Here is a 14,153-nt window from a genome sequence, read left to right as displayed (position 1 = left end):
AGAAGCCTTTGATGTACTTTGAAATTGATAGCTTTCAGCGCTTCTTGAATAAGAGCTAGAGGCTGCTTTTATTGTGATTTTTGAGTAAAAGCAGATTGCACACGCTGCAGCAGTTCGCGGTTCAGGCTGCGCTGGTGGCTGCTCCAGTGGGTCTGGGCTTTGTCCAGTTCGTTCTTCAGGCGCTGTGCGGTGCCCCAGTCGCCTGATTCGGTGCACCAGATGGCGTACTCGGCCAGTACCTCAAAGCTGCTCGAGCGTTCACGCAGAAACTCGAAGGACTGGCGCGCCATGGCGTTGTCGCCCTGCGCAGCGTAGGCTCTGGCAATCAGCAGGCCCACTTCGTCCGCACGGTAGTGGATATCGGTCTGGGCAATGACTTTGAGGTGCTGCAGCGCGGCTTGTGGCTGGCCTGCATCAAAAGCTGCACGTGCTGCGCCCCAGCGGATTTCCAGGTCGTTGGCAAACGGGCCTTTCATGCTGGCCTCGAAGTGCTGCAAGGCTTGCAGGGGCTGGCCAGCTTCCAGCATGGCTTGCGCTAGACGAATTTCGTTTTGGGCCGTAGCCGAGTAGTCAAACGCCGCCTGCGCGTCACGCAGATCGCGGGTGGGGTCCAGCGACTTGACGGCCTGCCGGGCCAGCTGGCGCGCACCACGCTCCAGCCGTGAGTTGGGCAGGTAGATGGCAAGCGCATAGACCACACTGCCCAGAAAGGGAAAGGCCAGCAGAATGAACAGCCAGTAGTTGTTCTGCCCCGTGCGCACCGCATGCACGGCAAAGAACAGGGCAATGATGACGTGCAGTCCAACTCCGGCAAAAGCCATGGCGATCTCTCGTAATTGATATCGCGGCGAATTATATAAAGGCCGCCAGAACAGGGGCCTGCTACAGCAGGCGTGTGCCCAGCGGCACCTCCTTGTCGGGTATGCACAGGGCTACGGCGCCATCGGCGTCGTGAAAGCCGGTGACCAGACATTCGCTCATTAACGGGCCAATCTGTTTTTTCGGAAAATTGACCACGGCCACCACCAGTCGGCCTACCAGCTCTTCGGGCTGGTAATGCTCGGTGATCTGCGCGCTGGACTTGCGCTGGCCGATCTCCGGGCCAAAGTCCACCAGCAGCTTGTAGGCGGGCTTGCGGGCCTCGGCAAAAACCTCGGCCTGCAGTACGCGGCCTACGCGCAGCTCTACCTTCATGAAGTCGTTCCAGCTGATTTCTTCCATGTTTTGGGTCTCCTTGGCAGGGCATCATGCCCTTGCCCAGAGATGAATCTGTAGAGAAACGCTTGTCGTGCGCAGGCACTGGAAAAGGCCTAGCGCGTATGCTCGGGCCCTGCGCGCAGCGATTGCGCACCGAATTGCTATGAACCAACTGCATCTGTTTTTGCCCTGCGCCGCCGGCGTAGAGGGCTTTTTGGCCGACGAAGTCCACGCCATCACCGGCGCCACCGGGCAAGACCTGCTCGTGGGCCGCGGTGGTGTCATGCTGCGCGGCATGTGGCGCGATGCCATGCTGCTCAATCTGCACAGCCGCCTGGCGCAGCGAGTGCTGATCGAGCTCTCGCACACCATGTACCGCAGCGAGAACGACCTGTACCGCGCTGCCAGCGAGGTGGCGTGGGAGATCTGGTTCTCGCCCAAGGAGACTTTCAAGATTGAAGTCACGGCCCAGCACAGCCCGCTGACCAGCCTGAACTTTGCCGCCCTCAAGGTCAAGGACGCGATTGCCGACCGCTTCCGCGCCAAGCGCAACGGCGTGCGCCCCAGTGTGGAGACGCACCACCCCGATGTGCGCGTGCACCTGCACCTGACCACGGACGGCGCGACCATCTATATCGACACCTCGGGCGAGGCGCTGTTCAAGCGCGGCTGGCGTGAGGACAAGGGCGATGCCCCGCTCAAGGAAACGCTGGCCGCAGCCATGATTGCCGCCTCGGGCTGGAACCCGCATGGTGACAATCCCCAGCCGCTGTACGACCCTTGCTGTGGCAGCGGCACCGTGGTGATTGAAGCTGCGCAGATTGCGCGCAGGATTCCGGCCGGTATCCTGCGCCGCTTTGCGTTCGAGAAGCTGGTGCCCTTCCAGCGCCATGTGTGGGAAGCCATGCTGGATGAGGCCGAGGCCGCCATCCTGCCCAAGTCGCCGGTGGGCATCTACGGCTCGGACATCGCCTTCCGCATGGTGGACTTTGCCCAGCGCAATGCCGAACGTGCCGGCGTGGCCGACACCGTCAACCTGCGCGGTGGCGATGCCCTGCAGCGCATGCCGCCTTGCGATCAACCCGGCATGATGATTTTGAACCCACCCTATGGCGAGCGTATTGCAGCTGCCGGGGCATCGGGTCGCAATGCCGCAGAGCGCATGGGCCAGGTCGAACGTGCAGGCCGCGAAACCGCGCAGACCGAAGACGGCGGTGAATTTTTCAATCAGCTGGCAAGCCACTGGAAGAAGAATTACAGCGGCTGGAGCGCCTATATGCTCACACCTGACCTCAAGCTGCCCGGCAAGATGCGCCTCAAGGAATCGCGCCGCACGCCCATGTGGAACGGACCCATCGAATGTCGTCTGTTCCGCTTCGACATGATCAAGGGTGCGGTCAAGCCTCGCAAGCCCGCCGAGGGCAGCGAGGCATGAAGATCGCCCCCCTGCGCTGGCCGGCCTGTAACGCCGGCTACGACGGCCCGTTGCCGCGCCCCATGATTCTGGACACCAATGTGGTGCTGGACATGCTGATCTTTGACGACCCGGATATCCCCACCATCCGCGAGCTGGTTGCCCGTGGCGAGGTGCGCTGGATCGCCGACGAAGCCCAGCGCATCGAGCTGGGCCGTGTGCTGCACTACAGCCAAATCGCCCCGCGCGTCAGCTTCTATGGCAAGACTGCCGAGGGCGTGATGGCCGCTTTTGACGCTGCGGTGGAATATGTGCCCGCAGCGCCCAAAATCCGTTTTACCTGCACCGACCCCGACGACCAGCATTTTCTCGACCTGGCCAGTCTGCACAAGGCCGTGCTGGTCAGCAAAGACCGCGCCGTCCTCAAGCAGCGCAAGCGCGTCGCAACGCATTACGGCGCGACGGTGGGAAATGTGGTGGTGCTGGAAGAGACTCTGGCCGAAGCCTGATTCTTTCTTCATTAAAAAGAGCGGCCAGCGCTTGTCCATCAAGCGCTGGGCGCTCTTTTGTTGGTGGTGTTTATTTCTGCTTGGGTAGCCACGGAATGCCATTGATATGGCTGCCGCCGTCGACAAACAGCGTGTTGCCCGTCACATAGCGGCAGTCTTCGCTGGCCAGGAATAGCGCTGCGCCGCCGATGTCTCGCTCGGGGTCGCCCATATAGCCCATGGGGTTCAGTCGCAGCATGTCGGCGGCGTTTTCGGGCTGGGCGGTGGCGAATTTTTTGTAGGCTTCGGTGGCCGCACCGGGGCAGATGGCGTTGCAGCAGATGCCAAAGGCCGCCCATTCGCGGGCGGCGGAGCGGGTGAGGGTGCGCAACGCTTCCTTGGCCATGTTGTAGTCCACCGAATAGGGGTGGGCGTTGACGCCGTTGAGTGAGCACATATTGATGACCCGGCCCCAGCCGCGCTCCTTCATGCCGGGGAAGACGGCTTGCATGGCCCACAGGGCCGATTGCGTGCCTATGCGCCAGGCCCAGTCGGCATCGATATCGCTCAGGGTTTCGACCTTGGCAAAGCCGGGTGCACTGCCAGGGCGGCGGCCCCAGGCGTTGTTGACCAGAATGTCCACGCGTCCAAAGCGGGCCTGGGCTCCGTCCACCATGGCCAGCACGGCCGCATGCTGGCTGACATCGGCGGGGGCAAAGTTCACTTCAACACCGAACTCGGTGCGGATCTCTTCGGCGGTGGCTTCGCCGGCTGCGATATTGATATCGGCCAGCCAGAGGCTGGCACCTTCGGCGGCAAAGCGGCGTGCTACGCCTTTGCCAATGCCTGCAGCAGCGCCGGTAATCAGCGCAACACGGTCTTGTAAGCGGTTCATCTCCTTGGCTCTCCTTATGATTCATGACGATCCACTTTGCGGGGGTGGAAGATTGTCAGCATCGTTGACTTGGACGAGGCGATGACCAGAGAGACCGAGCGCTGCTGAAAGCTGCGGCAGGCAATCTGTGCAGGTCCATTACAGCTGGGATTCCAGAGGCAGCCAGCCCAGTATGCGGGTCAGGGCGCGCTTGGGCCAGGTGGTGTTGGGTTCATGCTCCCAGACCTGGTCGGCGGCTTTGTCATCCCAGCGCAGCTCGCCGTTTTCAAGGCGCAGCACATAGCTGCTGTGGGGCTGCTTGGCTTGCGAGAAAACTTCCTGCACATCGTGTGCCAGCTCAGGATGCTCGAAGAGCACGCCCATCTCGGTGTTCAGCGCTGCCGAGCGCGGGTCAAAGTTGAAGGAGCCGACAAAGCCACGGAGCCCATCGACGACAAAGGCCTTGGTGTGCAAGCTGGCACCGCTGCTGCCCAGCATGCCGCTGTCGCCCAGACCGGATTTCTCAACACGGGCATCGGGCTTGAGCTCCCAAAGCTTCACGCCGGCCTCCAGCAAAGGCTTGCGGTAGGGGGCGTAGCCGGAGTGCACCATCGGCACATCGTTGGCGGCAAGAGAGTTGCTCATGATGTTCACGTTGACGCCACGAGCTGCCATGCCCGCAAACAGGGTGACGCCCGTGTTCCCCGGCACAAAGTACGGAGAGATGACCCACATGGACTGGCGGGCCGTGAACAGGGTTTGCAGGATGTCAAAGGTGAGCCAGCTTTTGGCATCCCGGTCGCGGGCGACAGGGGTAGCCTTGGCGGGCGGGTCGGACAGCACCTGCAGCTTGTCCACCCAGTGGTGGCGAAGCTGGGCAAACAAGGCCTGCGGGTCGTTCAGCCGATTGTTCATGGCCTGCACATAAGGCGAGTCTTGCACGGTGTTACGCCAGGCTTCGCGCTGCTGGGCATAGGTCTCCAGCTCCTGAGCGGAAAGAGGGGCTCGCAAGGCCGTGATGGGGATGACTGCATCACTGTTCCAGAAACTGTCAAAGATGGTGCTGGTCTGCTCTACGCCTGTGCCCAGCAGGACCAGATCGGCGTCGTGAAAGTTGACCTGGGCGGCATCAAAGTATTCATTGCCAATGTTGCGCCCTCCCACAATGGCCAGTCGCCCATCCACAATCCATGCCTTGTTGTGCATGCGGCGGCTGAAGCTGAAGACGCGCAAACCCATCTCCAGGGCGCGCAGCAAAATGGTGTTGCGGTTGCGAGCCGGGTTGAACAGGCGTACTTCGATGTTGGGATGGCTGGCCATGGCGACCAGGCTGTCGTCAATGCCCATGCCGTTCATGTCGTCGATCAGCATGCGTACACGCACGCCGCGCTCGGCGGCCTGCAGCAGCTCGTCCTTGAGCATGCGACCGGTCAGGTCGTCATGCCAGAGGTAGTACTGCACATCGATGCTGCGCTGCGATTGCTGAGCGGTGAGGGCACGGACGGCAAAGGCCTTGAGGTTGTCAGACACCAGACTGACGCCGGTTTGCTGAGGGTGCTGCGCCAGCATGGGAGCAATCCACCGGTCCATATCCGTCTGCTCCGGCTGTACGGGCAGAGCGTAGCTGGGCTCGCCCATGGCGCGCTTGGCAAACTTGCCCCAGGACCAGAGCACCAGTGAGGACAGCAGCATGAACAGCAAGACGCCCAGCACTCCCCATTTGATGAGCTTCATCACCACTCCATACAACTTGAGGCTGTTTATCCTAAGGCAAAGGCTTTCAGGGGCTTGAGGAAGGAGCGCTGAGCTGGCGATGGGAGCTGTCCGACAGCCGATGACGTGCGGCCAATAAAGCCCAGTGGTCCACGGTGAGCGTGCTCGGCGCGACAATAGCGGGATGACCTCATCCTCGACGCCTTTGCCTCCCTCTGCCGCCGCTACCCGCAAGGCGGTGCCTGCCTCGCCCAAGCTGACCACGCTGGACAAGACGCGCATTGATGACACGCGCATCAAGATCGTGCGCCCCTTGCTCACCCCGGCCTTGCTCGAAGAGTGGTTGCCGGTGACCGAGGAAGCCCATGCGCTGGTGGAGTCCAGTCGCGCGGCCATCTCGCGCGTGCTTCATGCTCAGGATGACCGGCTGGTGGTGGTGGTCGGCCCTTGCTCGATTCACGATCACGAGCAGGCCATGGACTATGCACGCCAACTCAAGGTGCAAGCCGATGCGCTTAAGGACGATCTGCTGATCGTGATGCGCGTGTACTTCGAGAAGCCACGCACCACCGTGGGCTGGAAGGGCTATATCAACGACCCCTATCGCGACGGCAGCTTTGCCATCAACGAAGGGCTGGAGCTGGCGCGTCGTCTGCTGCTCGATGTGCTGGCGCTGGGCCTGCCGGTGGGCACGGAATTTCTCGACCTGCTGTCGCCGCAGTTCATCAGCGATCTGGTCAGCTGGGGCGCGATTGGCGCGCGCACCACGGAGAGCCAGAGCCACCGTCAGCTGGCAAGTGGGCTGAGCTGCCCCGTAGGCTTCAAGAACGGCACCGACGGTGGCGTCAAGGTGGCCAGCGATGCCATTTTGGCGGCGCAGTCTTCACATGCCTTCATGGGCATGACCAAGATGGGCCAGAGCGCCATTTTTGAGACGCGTGGCAATCAGGACTGCCACGTAATTCTGCGTGGCGGCAAGGCGCCCAATTACGACGCAGCCCATGTGCAGTCCGCGTGCGAGATGCTGGAAAAAGCGGGCCTGCGCCCGCAGGTGATGATCGACCTCTCCCACGCCAACAGCAGCAAGCAGCACCGTCGCCAGATCGATGTGGCGGCCGATGTGGCCCAGCAGGTGGCAGGCGGCGATGCACGCATCACCGGCGTGATGATCGAGAGCCATATTCACGAAGGCCGCCAGGACATCGTGGAAGGCCAGGAGTTGGAGTACGGCGTCTCTCTGACCGATGCCTGCATCAGCATGGAGCAGACCGTGCCTGTGCTGCAGCAGCTGGCGCAGGCCGTGCGCACGCGCCGCGCCAGCCACGCCAAGAAGGCCTGAGCATCAGCGTAGCCATGTGTTGAAAAAGAGGTGCCTGGGAATCCATGACACCTCTTTTTTGACTGGTGTGACCTCTGCGCCAGGGCCTGCTGGCGCAGGGCGGATCTTCAGGTTTTGAGCTTGATCTTCTTGACCACTTTGACCGCCGCTTTCTCCTCGCGCTTGCGGCGGTTGAAGACCTGCTGCATATAGCGAATGTCGGTGGGCGTCAGATGTTTCTGGGCCGCCACAAACTGCTGTTGCTCTTCCTCGCCGATATGGTGCAGGTACTCCTCGTGCAGCTTGGAAAAGCGGCGCAGCCAGGCCGGGCTGGCCATGTCGCGTGCGGCCAGGTCGGCCAGCATGGTGTCGATCTCCTTGTGCTCGGCCACGGCATGGCGTGCGTCGGGTGTGGTCTTGGGGTTGCGCATGACGCTGGACCACAGCGCCTGCTCCTCGGCGGCGGCGTGGCTGCTCAGTTCTTTGTACAGCTCCTTGAACAGCTTTTTGCGCTCGCTGCTGCCCGCCTTGGTGCTGGAAATCATGGCCAGCAGTGCGCGGTGGTGGTCATGGTCTTCGACCAGCCGGCCGAAGATGTCGGGGTTGCCACGAAATGAAGTGCGCGGCGTGCTGCCGATCTGCGCAGCAACGGCCGGGGCGAGCTTCTTGGCGCGGGCCGTGGCGGCTTTCATAGCCGTCTTGGCCGGGGCCGGTTGCTTGCGAGGAGTGCTGCTCTTTGCGCTGGACTGTGAGGCCGTCATCGATGGTTCTCCTGTTATTCAAGTCGAACCCTCTTGTAGCCAAAAGCAGCGTGGCAGCGCCTGGATCTCGGTTGGCAATGCACGTAGGAAAGAGGCGTATGCAATGCCAAGCCATCCTTGCTTGCTTTGAAAATATGAGCTGGACTCGCTTGTCTGGTTTGAAAATCAGCATGAAATCAGTGCAGATTTGTTGACTGACAAGCGCCACGCGCTATCTTTTCAAAGGTCCAGCGTCAGCTTGAGCATGTCCTTGTGCTGCACACCGCGCTCCCACAGCGGGGTGGTGTAGTTTTGCAGGAAGAAGTCGCGCTCGATATCGGTGACGCGAAAGCCCAGGCGCTGGTAGAAGAGCAACTGATCGCCAAAGCTGCCCGTGCCCACTTCCAGCTGCTGCACGCCACGCGCGCGCATGGCGCGGATGACGTGGTTCAACAATGCCGAGCCAATGCCGTTGCGTTGCCAGGCTGTGGCCACGGCCATGTTCATCAGCTCCCACTTGCGGCGGCCATCGTCTTCAGGCGTCAGCACGCACACGCCAATCAGTGTTCCCAGACCGCTGGGGGTGAAGTGGGCCGTCTGGCGCGCGGCAAAACAGGTCGAGCCGGGCAGGTAGCGCTTGACCCGCTCACGGGAAGGGTCGGCCAGCAGCAGCAAGTGCCAGGGGGCCTCGGCCGGGTTCATGGTGGTGATGTGCCAGGAGGCGGGCGTGCTCGAGCCGGTCAGCGAGGAGCTCATGCATTCCCCCTTTGCCGGCCAAGGGAGGGCGTGGCATGACCGCCGGGTTGTGTGACGGCATTCATTCGATGGAGCCTGCGCTCATCTATCTGCTGCAAACCACAATCTCGCGCCATTTCCACTTTCCACCAGCGGGAGTTGCAAGCCCGCCACAAATATTGTCAACAGCCCATAGCGTAGCAGTCAGCGTGCTGATTCGGTGCAGCACTGGTAAAAAGTACAGCGTTTCAAGGACTATATCCTGCAGGAATCCCGCAAATGTGGGGTTGCAAGCATTTTTAACGTGCGTGAGTGCGTACTCTGATGCTTCATCGGTGCGGTACTGACTGGTCTCGCGCAAGATGTGCTTTGCAAAAATGGAACCTGTGGTTTATACTTAGAACCAAGGGATAACCCTTAAGGTCAAACCCTCTGATTTGACCGCGAATGACAGTACATGAGATGCGTGCTGTCCATCGCTTGAAGTGCATCTCTTGATTTCAAAGAAAGTTCATCATGCGCCAAGCTATCAACTCCCTGATTGAGTTCATCCAAGAAGCTCGCGAGTTCCACCTGGATCTGGCTAACCAGTAATCAAGCTGGTTTGAAAGCTGAGCCGCCGACTGAGGCGGCTTTTTTTGTCTGTATTTCGTCTGTACTCTGGTGAGTCCGCTGAGGCTGGCGCATTTCTTGCATGCTTTGCAGTCTTGGAAACTGAAAGGTTTGAGGCAGCATGACGGACTCTTTGAATACATCCGTGTCCATACAAGACACCACTGGCTGGCAAGCCTGCGGGGCGGCTTACGTGGCGGTGTATGGCACTTTGCGGGCAGGTGGTATCAATGACATTGCGCGCCTTCAGCCAGGCTTGGCCTGCTGCGGAACAACCTTGCTCCGTGGTCGTTTGCATGATCTGGGCTGGTATCCGGGCTTGACGCTTGATGGTCAGCAGCCTGTGCTGGCCGAGGTCTATGCCATGGATGCCGCGCTGGAAAAGGCCATGGATCGCATCGAGGGCCTATGGCCTGAAGATCTGGGTGAGTACCGCAAGCGTCTGCTGACGCTGACTGTGAATCTGAGTGGGGGTGCTCAGCAAGTGTTGACTGTGCTGGTATACGAAGCTTTGCCAGCGACGGTGCAACATGCACCGCAGATTGCGACACATGACTGGCTGCAATGGTTTGAAGCCAAGGGGCTGACATATCCTGAAAAAGCGTTTGCCCTCAACAGCCAGGGTGATGGCAAACCCTAAGGTGCAGGCGCTGCCGTGTGCTGTCAGAAAGAAGCCTGAATAGACATTTCAGGCCTCAGGCTCCTCATTCCTTCCTTCCTTCCTTCCTGACTGACTCAGTAGGCGGCGCTGTGCGCAGCCAGTACCGGATTGCCCTGTATGGCGGTGCTTGCGCGGCCATCTGCGCCTTGCGGCACCTCTCCGACCAGCGTTGTGCGATAGAGCTGACGGTCAAATTCCAGCGCAAAAATATCCTGCGGTGCCACATGCGCCGTGGACCGGTTGTCCCAGAAGGCGATGGAGCCGGGCTCCCATTTGAAACGCACGGTGAACTCGCTGGCAACTGCATGCTCCCACAGCAGCTCTAGCAGCACACGTGACTCGCGGGTGTTCAGCCCGACGATGGATTTGAGAAAACCGGGGCTGATGTAGAGCACTTTTTCACCGGTCTCGGGGTGAATGGTCACCAGCGGGTGCTCGCTGATCAGCGTGTTGTCTTTGACCAGGGCAAGGTATTCCGGCGAGGCCGTTGCGCCCTGCGGAGGGCTGAAGCGGTGCTCGCCGCGCAGGCCTTGCAAAAACGCTTGCAAGGGTTTGGACAGTGCCTCATAGGCGGCGGCCAGATTGGTCCACTGTGTGTCGCCCCCATAAGGCGGAATCGTCACGCCGCGCAGAATGGATGCCGCAGGCGGGTTGTGTGCAGCCGTCACATCGGCGTGCCAGCCTGTCCACGGGCGCTGCTCGGCCTGGCCGTTGTGGCTGTTGGCTTTGCGATGCTTGGCAATCGAGTACAGCTCGGGATAGCCCTCTACATGACCAAACACCGGATGGCCTGGAGTCAGCTGGCCGAACTGGCGAGAAAAAGCCAGATGCTGCTCATGGCTCAGGTGTTGATCGCGGAAGAAAACCACCTTCCAGCGCAGCAGGGCTGAGCGGATGGTGTGAACTTCCGCAGCGCTCAGCGGCTGCTGCAGATGGACGCCGCCAATCAGTGCGCCGATGTGAGCCGATTGCGGGCTGATGCGGATATGTGGCGTGGCACTTTGCGCGGCGCTCAGTTGTTCGTCCAGGCGTTGTGTGGGGGCGTGGGGCAGAGGCATGTTCATGGTGTTCTCCGGTAAGTGCGGGCGTTAGCGGGCTTGGGCAGTGCGTAATGGTGGGGTGTTGGGCAGCAAGCCCAGTTCGGTCAGCAGGGCGTGGCTGCGGGTGACTTGGGTGTTGAGTGCAGTAGCTGTTTCCTGGGGACCCAGAAAGAAGGGCTCCCACTGGTTCAGTGCCATGAACGCTTTCCACTCAGAGGTCTCTGAAACCTTGCGCAAGGCATGGACCCAGTAGGCTTGCTGGGCTGCACTGATGCCTGGGGCGCTCATCACGCCCTGAAACGAGTCGCTGACGTAGTCAATGCCTTGCTCTTTCCAGGTCGGCGCCTGTGCGAAAGCGCCGTCGAGTCGCTTGTCGGAGGCAATCGCCAGCACCCGCACGCGACCGGATTGCAGATAGGGCAGCAGATTCGGTGTGGTGGCCGAGACCACATCCAGGTGCCCGCCCGCCAGTGCCACCATGGATTCCGCCGAGGACTTGTAAGGAACAATGCGCAGCTTCTGAATGTTGACGCCACTTTGCTGCAGCGGCTGGGCGATGCCGAGGTGGATATGGTTACCCAGTGTGGTGGCAATGCCGATGGCGTATTTCTCGGGCTCCTTGCGCAACTCGGCGATCAGATCCTGAGCGCTGCGCAGCGGTGAGTCGGCGCGCACGACGACGGTGGTGAATTCTCGAAACAAGGTGACCAGCGGCGTGCCTTTTTGCAGATGAGTGGGCAATGCGTTCTGCGCCAGACTGTTGCCATAGCTGGTACTCAGAGTCATCAGCGTGTGTGCATCGCCGGGGCGGCGGTGCAGGCTCTCCAGTGCCGCAATGGAGTGCGCGCCGGATTTGTTGCTCACCACAAACTGAGGCGCATAACCATCGCGTGCCAGCAGCTCGGTGAGCTTGCGGGCAGCCACATCCAGTGCTGCGCCCGCACCGCTGGGGACGATGAATTCCGTGGATTTACTGGGCTTCCAGGCGGTGGCGCTTGCCGGCTGCGTTTGTGCGCTGGCGGCGCTGCCCAGCATGCTGCAGCACATCATCGCCACCGATGTCAGCCAAGGGGCCAGGGTCTGGTGAGTGCGTGATGAATGGGCCGTGCTGGCAGACATGAAAAACCTCCTGAAGTCAGTCGCCATGCGCTCTGTTGGCATGGCTTGACTGGAACTTTAGAAGCGCTGCTGCAATGCAGCAACGAATGAATTTTCATGAGTTAGTAAGCAAAAGAGCTGAGCTACCCGGGCCTGAGCGGCAGGCCTGCTTGAAGAGGCGAAAAAGACAATGACCTGGCATGCGCAACTGGCGCTGAACTATTCTCTGCAGGCCGGCAAGACCTCGGTGCATTTCACGCACGATGGTCCGCTGCGCATCCTCAAAAGTCTGTATCCCGAAGGTCCTGCCATCTGTCGCAACGTGCTGGTGCACCCACCGGGCGGGCTGGTGGGCGGCGATGTGCTGGACATTGATGTCCATGTCGCAGAAGGTGCGCATGCGCTGGTCACCACGCTCGGTGCCACGCGCTTTTACAAAAGCAACGGGCAGCAGGCCATGCAACGCACCCGGTTGCGTCTGGACCCCGGTGCGAGGCTGGAGTGGCTGCCGCTGGAGGCGATTGCCTACAACGCCTGCGATGCCGTCAACCAGCTGAAGTTCGACCTCGCCGAAGACGCGCAACTGCTGACCTGGGATGTGACGGCGCTGGGCCTGCCGCTGGCGGACCAGCCCTATACCTGCGGCAGGTTCGAGCAGCACATCGAATGGCCGGGCCGTTTTCTGGAGCGCGGCGTGATCGATGCACAGGACGAACTGCTGCTCAACGGCGATCTGGGGCTGACAGGGCATCGCTGTCTGGGCAGTCTGATCTTTGCCAGCGGCTCAGCCATGGCGCGCCATCAGCGCGAAGCCTTGCTGGAAGGCACGCAGGAGCTGCTTGCCAAGGCCGCTCCGGCGGTGTTGAGCGGTGTCACCGTTCCCAATGAAAACATGCTGGTTCTGTGCTGTGCATAACCTGTGGTGTCGAATGTGATGATGCTGTGTAAAACAGTGTGGAGTTTTTGGAGAAAAGAACTCTGGAGCCTGCAGGGAGGCACGCCGAGAATCTGGTCCATGTGATCGCTGTTGCGCGGGCCTCGGCGCCGTTTCAGCGCGCCAACTGTTTTCTGCATCGGGCCAGCTCGGCCTCGGTCCAGTTCAGGCGTTCGCGCAGTTGGGGGCAGGCGGCACCGGCGTTTTGCGGCTCGCGTCCCGTGCAGTGCTCCTCGACCATGGATATCAGGGTGCGCGTGTGGCGGTTCTGCTCCAGGGGGCAGGCGTGCGTACCTGCCTCGGCTCGCGTTCCGCCTTGCGCGCGCGTACCGGGCGGCACGGCCGTCCATCCCCGGTTGTGCCAGGGCGAGAAGGAGTCTGAAGGCGTGATCTCTATGTCATTCACGCGTTCTTCTAAGCCGGGAAATGTGGACAGCATGGCGGCTGCCACCAAGGCCGAGTCGCTCATGCGTCCCAGGGCGGTATCGCAGTCCATGACATCGGGATTCAGGCCCGGCGGCAACAGCCTCAGCACACCATAGATGCGGGTGGCATCGGTTTCCAGCTCCTTGACGCAGCGTCCGTTGCTGCCCGGCACCAAGCCCATGCCGACCAGTTGGTACTGCGTGTCGCGCAGGGCGGTATCGGGGCCGGTGTGGATCTCGACCTCGCCCGGGGCCCGGCCCGCGAACATGAGCAGCCTGAAGGCATCCGTGGAGAATAGCGCCTGCACCTCCAGATGGCAACGGGCCGGGGCGGCGGGACGCAGCACGCTTGACCAGTCCTTGGCTGCGTCGCGTTGGACCAGCATGGCCGTGCGCGGCAGCATCTCCGCGGCTATTCGTGCTTTGTCCAGGTTTACGGTGGCCGCCACACTGGCGTCGATGGAGAGTCGGCTGTGGAAAATTGCGCCAGTGCCTTGAAGCCGGGCTGCATCACGGACAGTCTGTCGTTGCCGACCACACCGCCTGTGGCGATCTCCAGGCGCCCGTCCGCAAAGCGGTAGTATCTGGGCACTTCGTCGGTCTCGGTATAGCTGCCGTGGCGCGTGGAGACACGGTAGCGGATCTCGCGTTCGCCCATTTCCATGAAGGGGCGCAGCGTCTCCAGCAGGGCTTGGCGTGTGGCGGCATCGTCCTGGCGCAGTGTGATCTCTACGCGTGTCGAGCCATAGCCCAGCAGCTTGTCGAACGCGTGGCGCATGACGGGCCTGATTCGGAAAAGTGATGACTGCCCCCACCAGGCCCGCCAGGGCCGCGACGCCGCCCAGCACCAGCGGCCAGGTCGAACGCTCGTCAGCGCGAGTGCCAGTCATGGCGCTCCAGATGG

At 61.3% G+C, this 14,153-nt stretch carries 14 protein-coding genes and 1 pseudogene; 5 read left to right on the top strand and 10 right to left on the bottom strand.

The window, feature by feature from the left end:
• Positions 1 to 68: 68 nt before the first annotated feature.
• On the bottom strand, positions 69 to 821 hold the full coding sequence (locus AC2I9W_RS14585; RefSeq protein ID WP_486410644.1) for an Arc family DNA-binding protein: 753 nt from the start codon (positions 819 to 821) through the stop codon (positions 69 to 71).
• Between the two features lie 61 nt (positions 822 to 882).
• Positions 883 to 1,221, bottom strand: coding sequence for a tRNA-binding protein (locus tag AC2I9W_RS14580; protein WP_486410643.1), 339 nt, complete (start codon positions 1,219 to 1,221; stop codon positions 883 to 885).
• A 139-nt stretch (positions 1,222 to 1,360) separates the two neighbouring features.
• Between AC2I9W_RS14580 and AC2I9W_RS14575 the strand changes: the two genes are divergently transcribed.
• Both AC2I9W_RS14575 and AC2I9W_RS14570 read left to right on the top strand, forming a co-directional pair.
• Entirely contained in the window at positions 1,361 to 2,632 is a 1,272-nt protein-coding gene (locus AC2I9W_RS14575; RefSeq protein ID WP_486410642.1) for a THUMP domain-containing class I SAM-dependent RNA methyltransferase, read from the top strand.
• Positions 2,629 to 3,120, top strand: coding sequence for a putative toxin-antitoxin system toxin component, PIN family (locus tag AC2I9W_RS14570; protein ID WP_486410641.1), 492 nt, complete (start codon positions 2,629 to 2,631; stop codon positions 3,118 to 3,120). The genes AC2I9W_RS14575 and AC2I9W_RS14570 overlap by 4 nt, the downstream gene beginning before the upstream one ends.
• 70 nt (positions 3,121 to 3,190) lie before the next feature.
• Here the strand turns inward: AC2I9W_RS14570 and AC2I9W_RS14565 are convergent, their stop codons facing one another.
• A complete protein-coding gene (locus AC2I9W_RS14565) occupies positions 3,191 to 3,994 on the bottom strand; it encodes an SDR family NAD(P)-dependent oxidoreductase (protein WP_486410640.1) in 804 nt (267 codons plus the stop codon).
• 138 nt (positions 3,995 to 4,132) lie between these two features.
• Entirely contained in the window at positions 4,133 to 5,707 is a 1,575-nt protein-coding gene (locus AC2I9W_RS14560; protein WP_486410639.1) for a phospholipase D-like domain-containing protein, read from the bottom strand.
• 163 nt (positions 5,708 to 5,870) lie between these two features.
• Between AC2I9W_RS14560 and AC2I9W_RS14555 the strand changes: the two genes are divergently transcribed.
• Positions 5,871 to 7,025: a 3-deoxy-7-phosphoheptulonate synthase gene (locus AC2I9W_RS14555; RefSeq protein ID WP_486410638.1), complete on the top strand. Its 1,155-nt coding sequence runs from the start codon at positions 5,871 to 5,873 to the stop codon at positions 7,023 to 7,025.
• Positions 7,026 to 7,132: 107 nt separating this feature from the next.
• Here AC2I9W_RS14555 and AC2I9W_RS14550 read toward each other — a convergent pair whose 3' ends face one another.
• Entirely contained in the window at positions 7,133 to 7,765 is a 633-nt protein-coding gene (locus AC2I9W_RS14550; RefSeq protein WP_486410637.1) for a hemerythrin domain-containing protein, read from the bottom strand.
• A gap of 219 nt (positions 7,766 to 7,984) precedes the next feature.
• Positions 7,985 to 8,500: a GNAT family N-acetyltransferase gene (locus tag AC2I9W_RS14545; protein ID WP_486410636.1), complete on the bottom strand. Its 516-nt coding sequence runs from the start codon at positions 8,498 to 8,500 to the stop codon at positions 7,985 to 7,987.
• A gap of 712 nt (positions 8,501 to 9,212) precedes the next feature.
• On the opposite strand from AC2I9W_RS14545, the gene AC2I9W_RS14540 reads away from it, so the two are divergent.
• Positions 9,213 to 9,731 (top strand): gamma-glutamylcyclotransferase family protein, encoded by a 519-nt coding sequence (locus AC2I9W_RS14540; RefSeq protein ID WP_486410635.1) that lies wholly within the window; start codon positions 9,213 to 9,215, stop codon positions 9,729 to 9,731.
• A 95-nt stretch (positions 9,732 to 9,826) separates the two neighbouring features.
• Here the strand turns inward: AC2I9W_RS14540 and AC2I9W_RS14535 are convergent, their stop codons facing one another.
• Both AC2I9W_RS14535 and AC2I9W_RS14530 read right to left on the bottom strand, forming a co-directional pair.
• A complete protein-coding gene (locus AC2I9W_RS14535) occupies positions 9,827 to 10,816 on the bottom strand; it encodes a TauD/TfdA dioxygenase family protein (RefSeq protein WP_486410634.1) in 990 nt (329 codons plus the stop codon).
• A 24-nt stretch (positions 10,817 to 10,840) separates the two neighbouring features.
• Complete coding sequence (locus AC2I9W_RS14530; RefSeq protein WP_486410633.1) at positions 10,841 to 11,911, bottom strand: tripartite tricarboxylate transporter substrate binding protein; 1,071 nt, start codon at positions 11,909 to 11,911, stop codon at positions 10,841 to 10,843.
• Positions 11,912 to 12,080: 169 nt separating this feature from the next.
• Between AC2I9W_RS14530 and AC2I9W_RS14525 the strand changes: the two are divergent.
• Positions 12,081 to 12,911: pseudogene (locus AC2I9W_RS14525) on the top strand (urease accessory protein UreD).
• Between the two features lie 28 nt (positions 12,912 to 12,939).
• Here the strand turns inward: AC2I9W_RS14525 and AC2I9W_RS14520 are convergent.
• Both AC2I9W_RS14520 and AC2I9W_RS14515 read right to left on the bottom strand, forming a co-directional pair.
• Complete coding sequence (locus tag AC2I9W_RS14520; protein WP_486410632.1) at positions 12,940 to 13,635, bottom strand: hypothetical protein; 696 nt, start codon at positions 13,633 to 13,635, stop codon at positions 12,940 to 12,942.
• A gap of 47 nt (positions 13,636 to 13,682) precedes the next feature.
• A complete protein-coding gene (locus AC2I9W_RS14515; RefSeq protein ID WP_486410631.1) occupies positions 13,683 to 14,027 on the bottom strand; it encodes a hypothetical protein in 345 nt (114 codons plus the stop codon).
• Between the last annotated feature and the right edge of the window lie 126 nt (positions 14,028 to 14,153).

Source organism: Comamonas sp. FUJ_7 (assembly GCF_057369555.1).
This window is presented reverse-complemented; position numbering and strand designations above follow the sequence as displayed.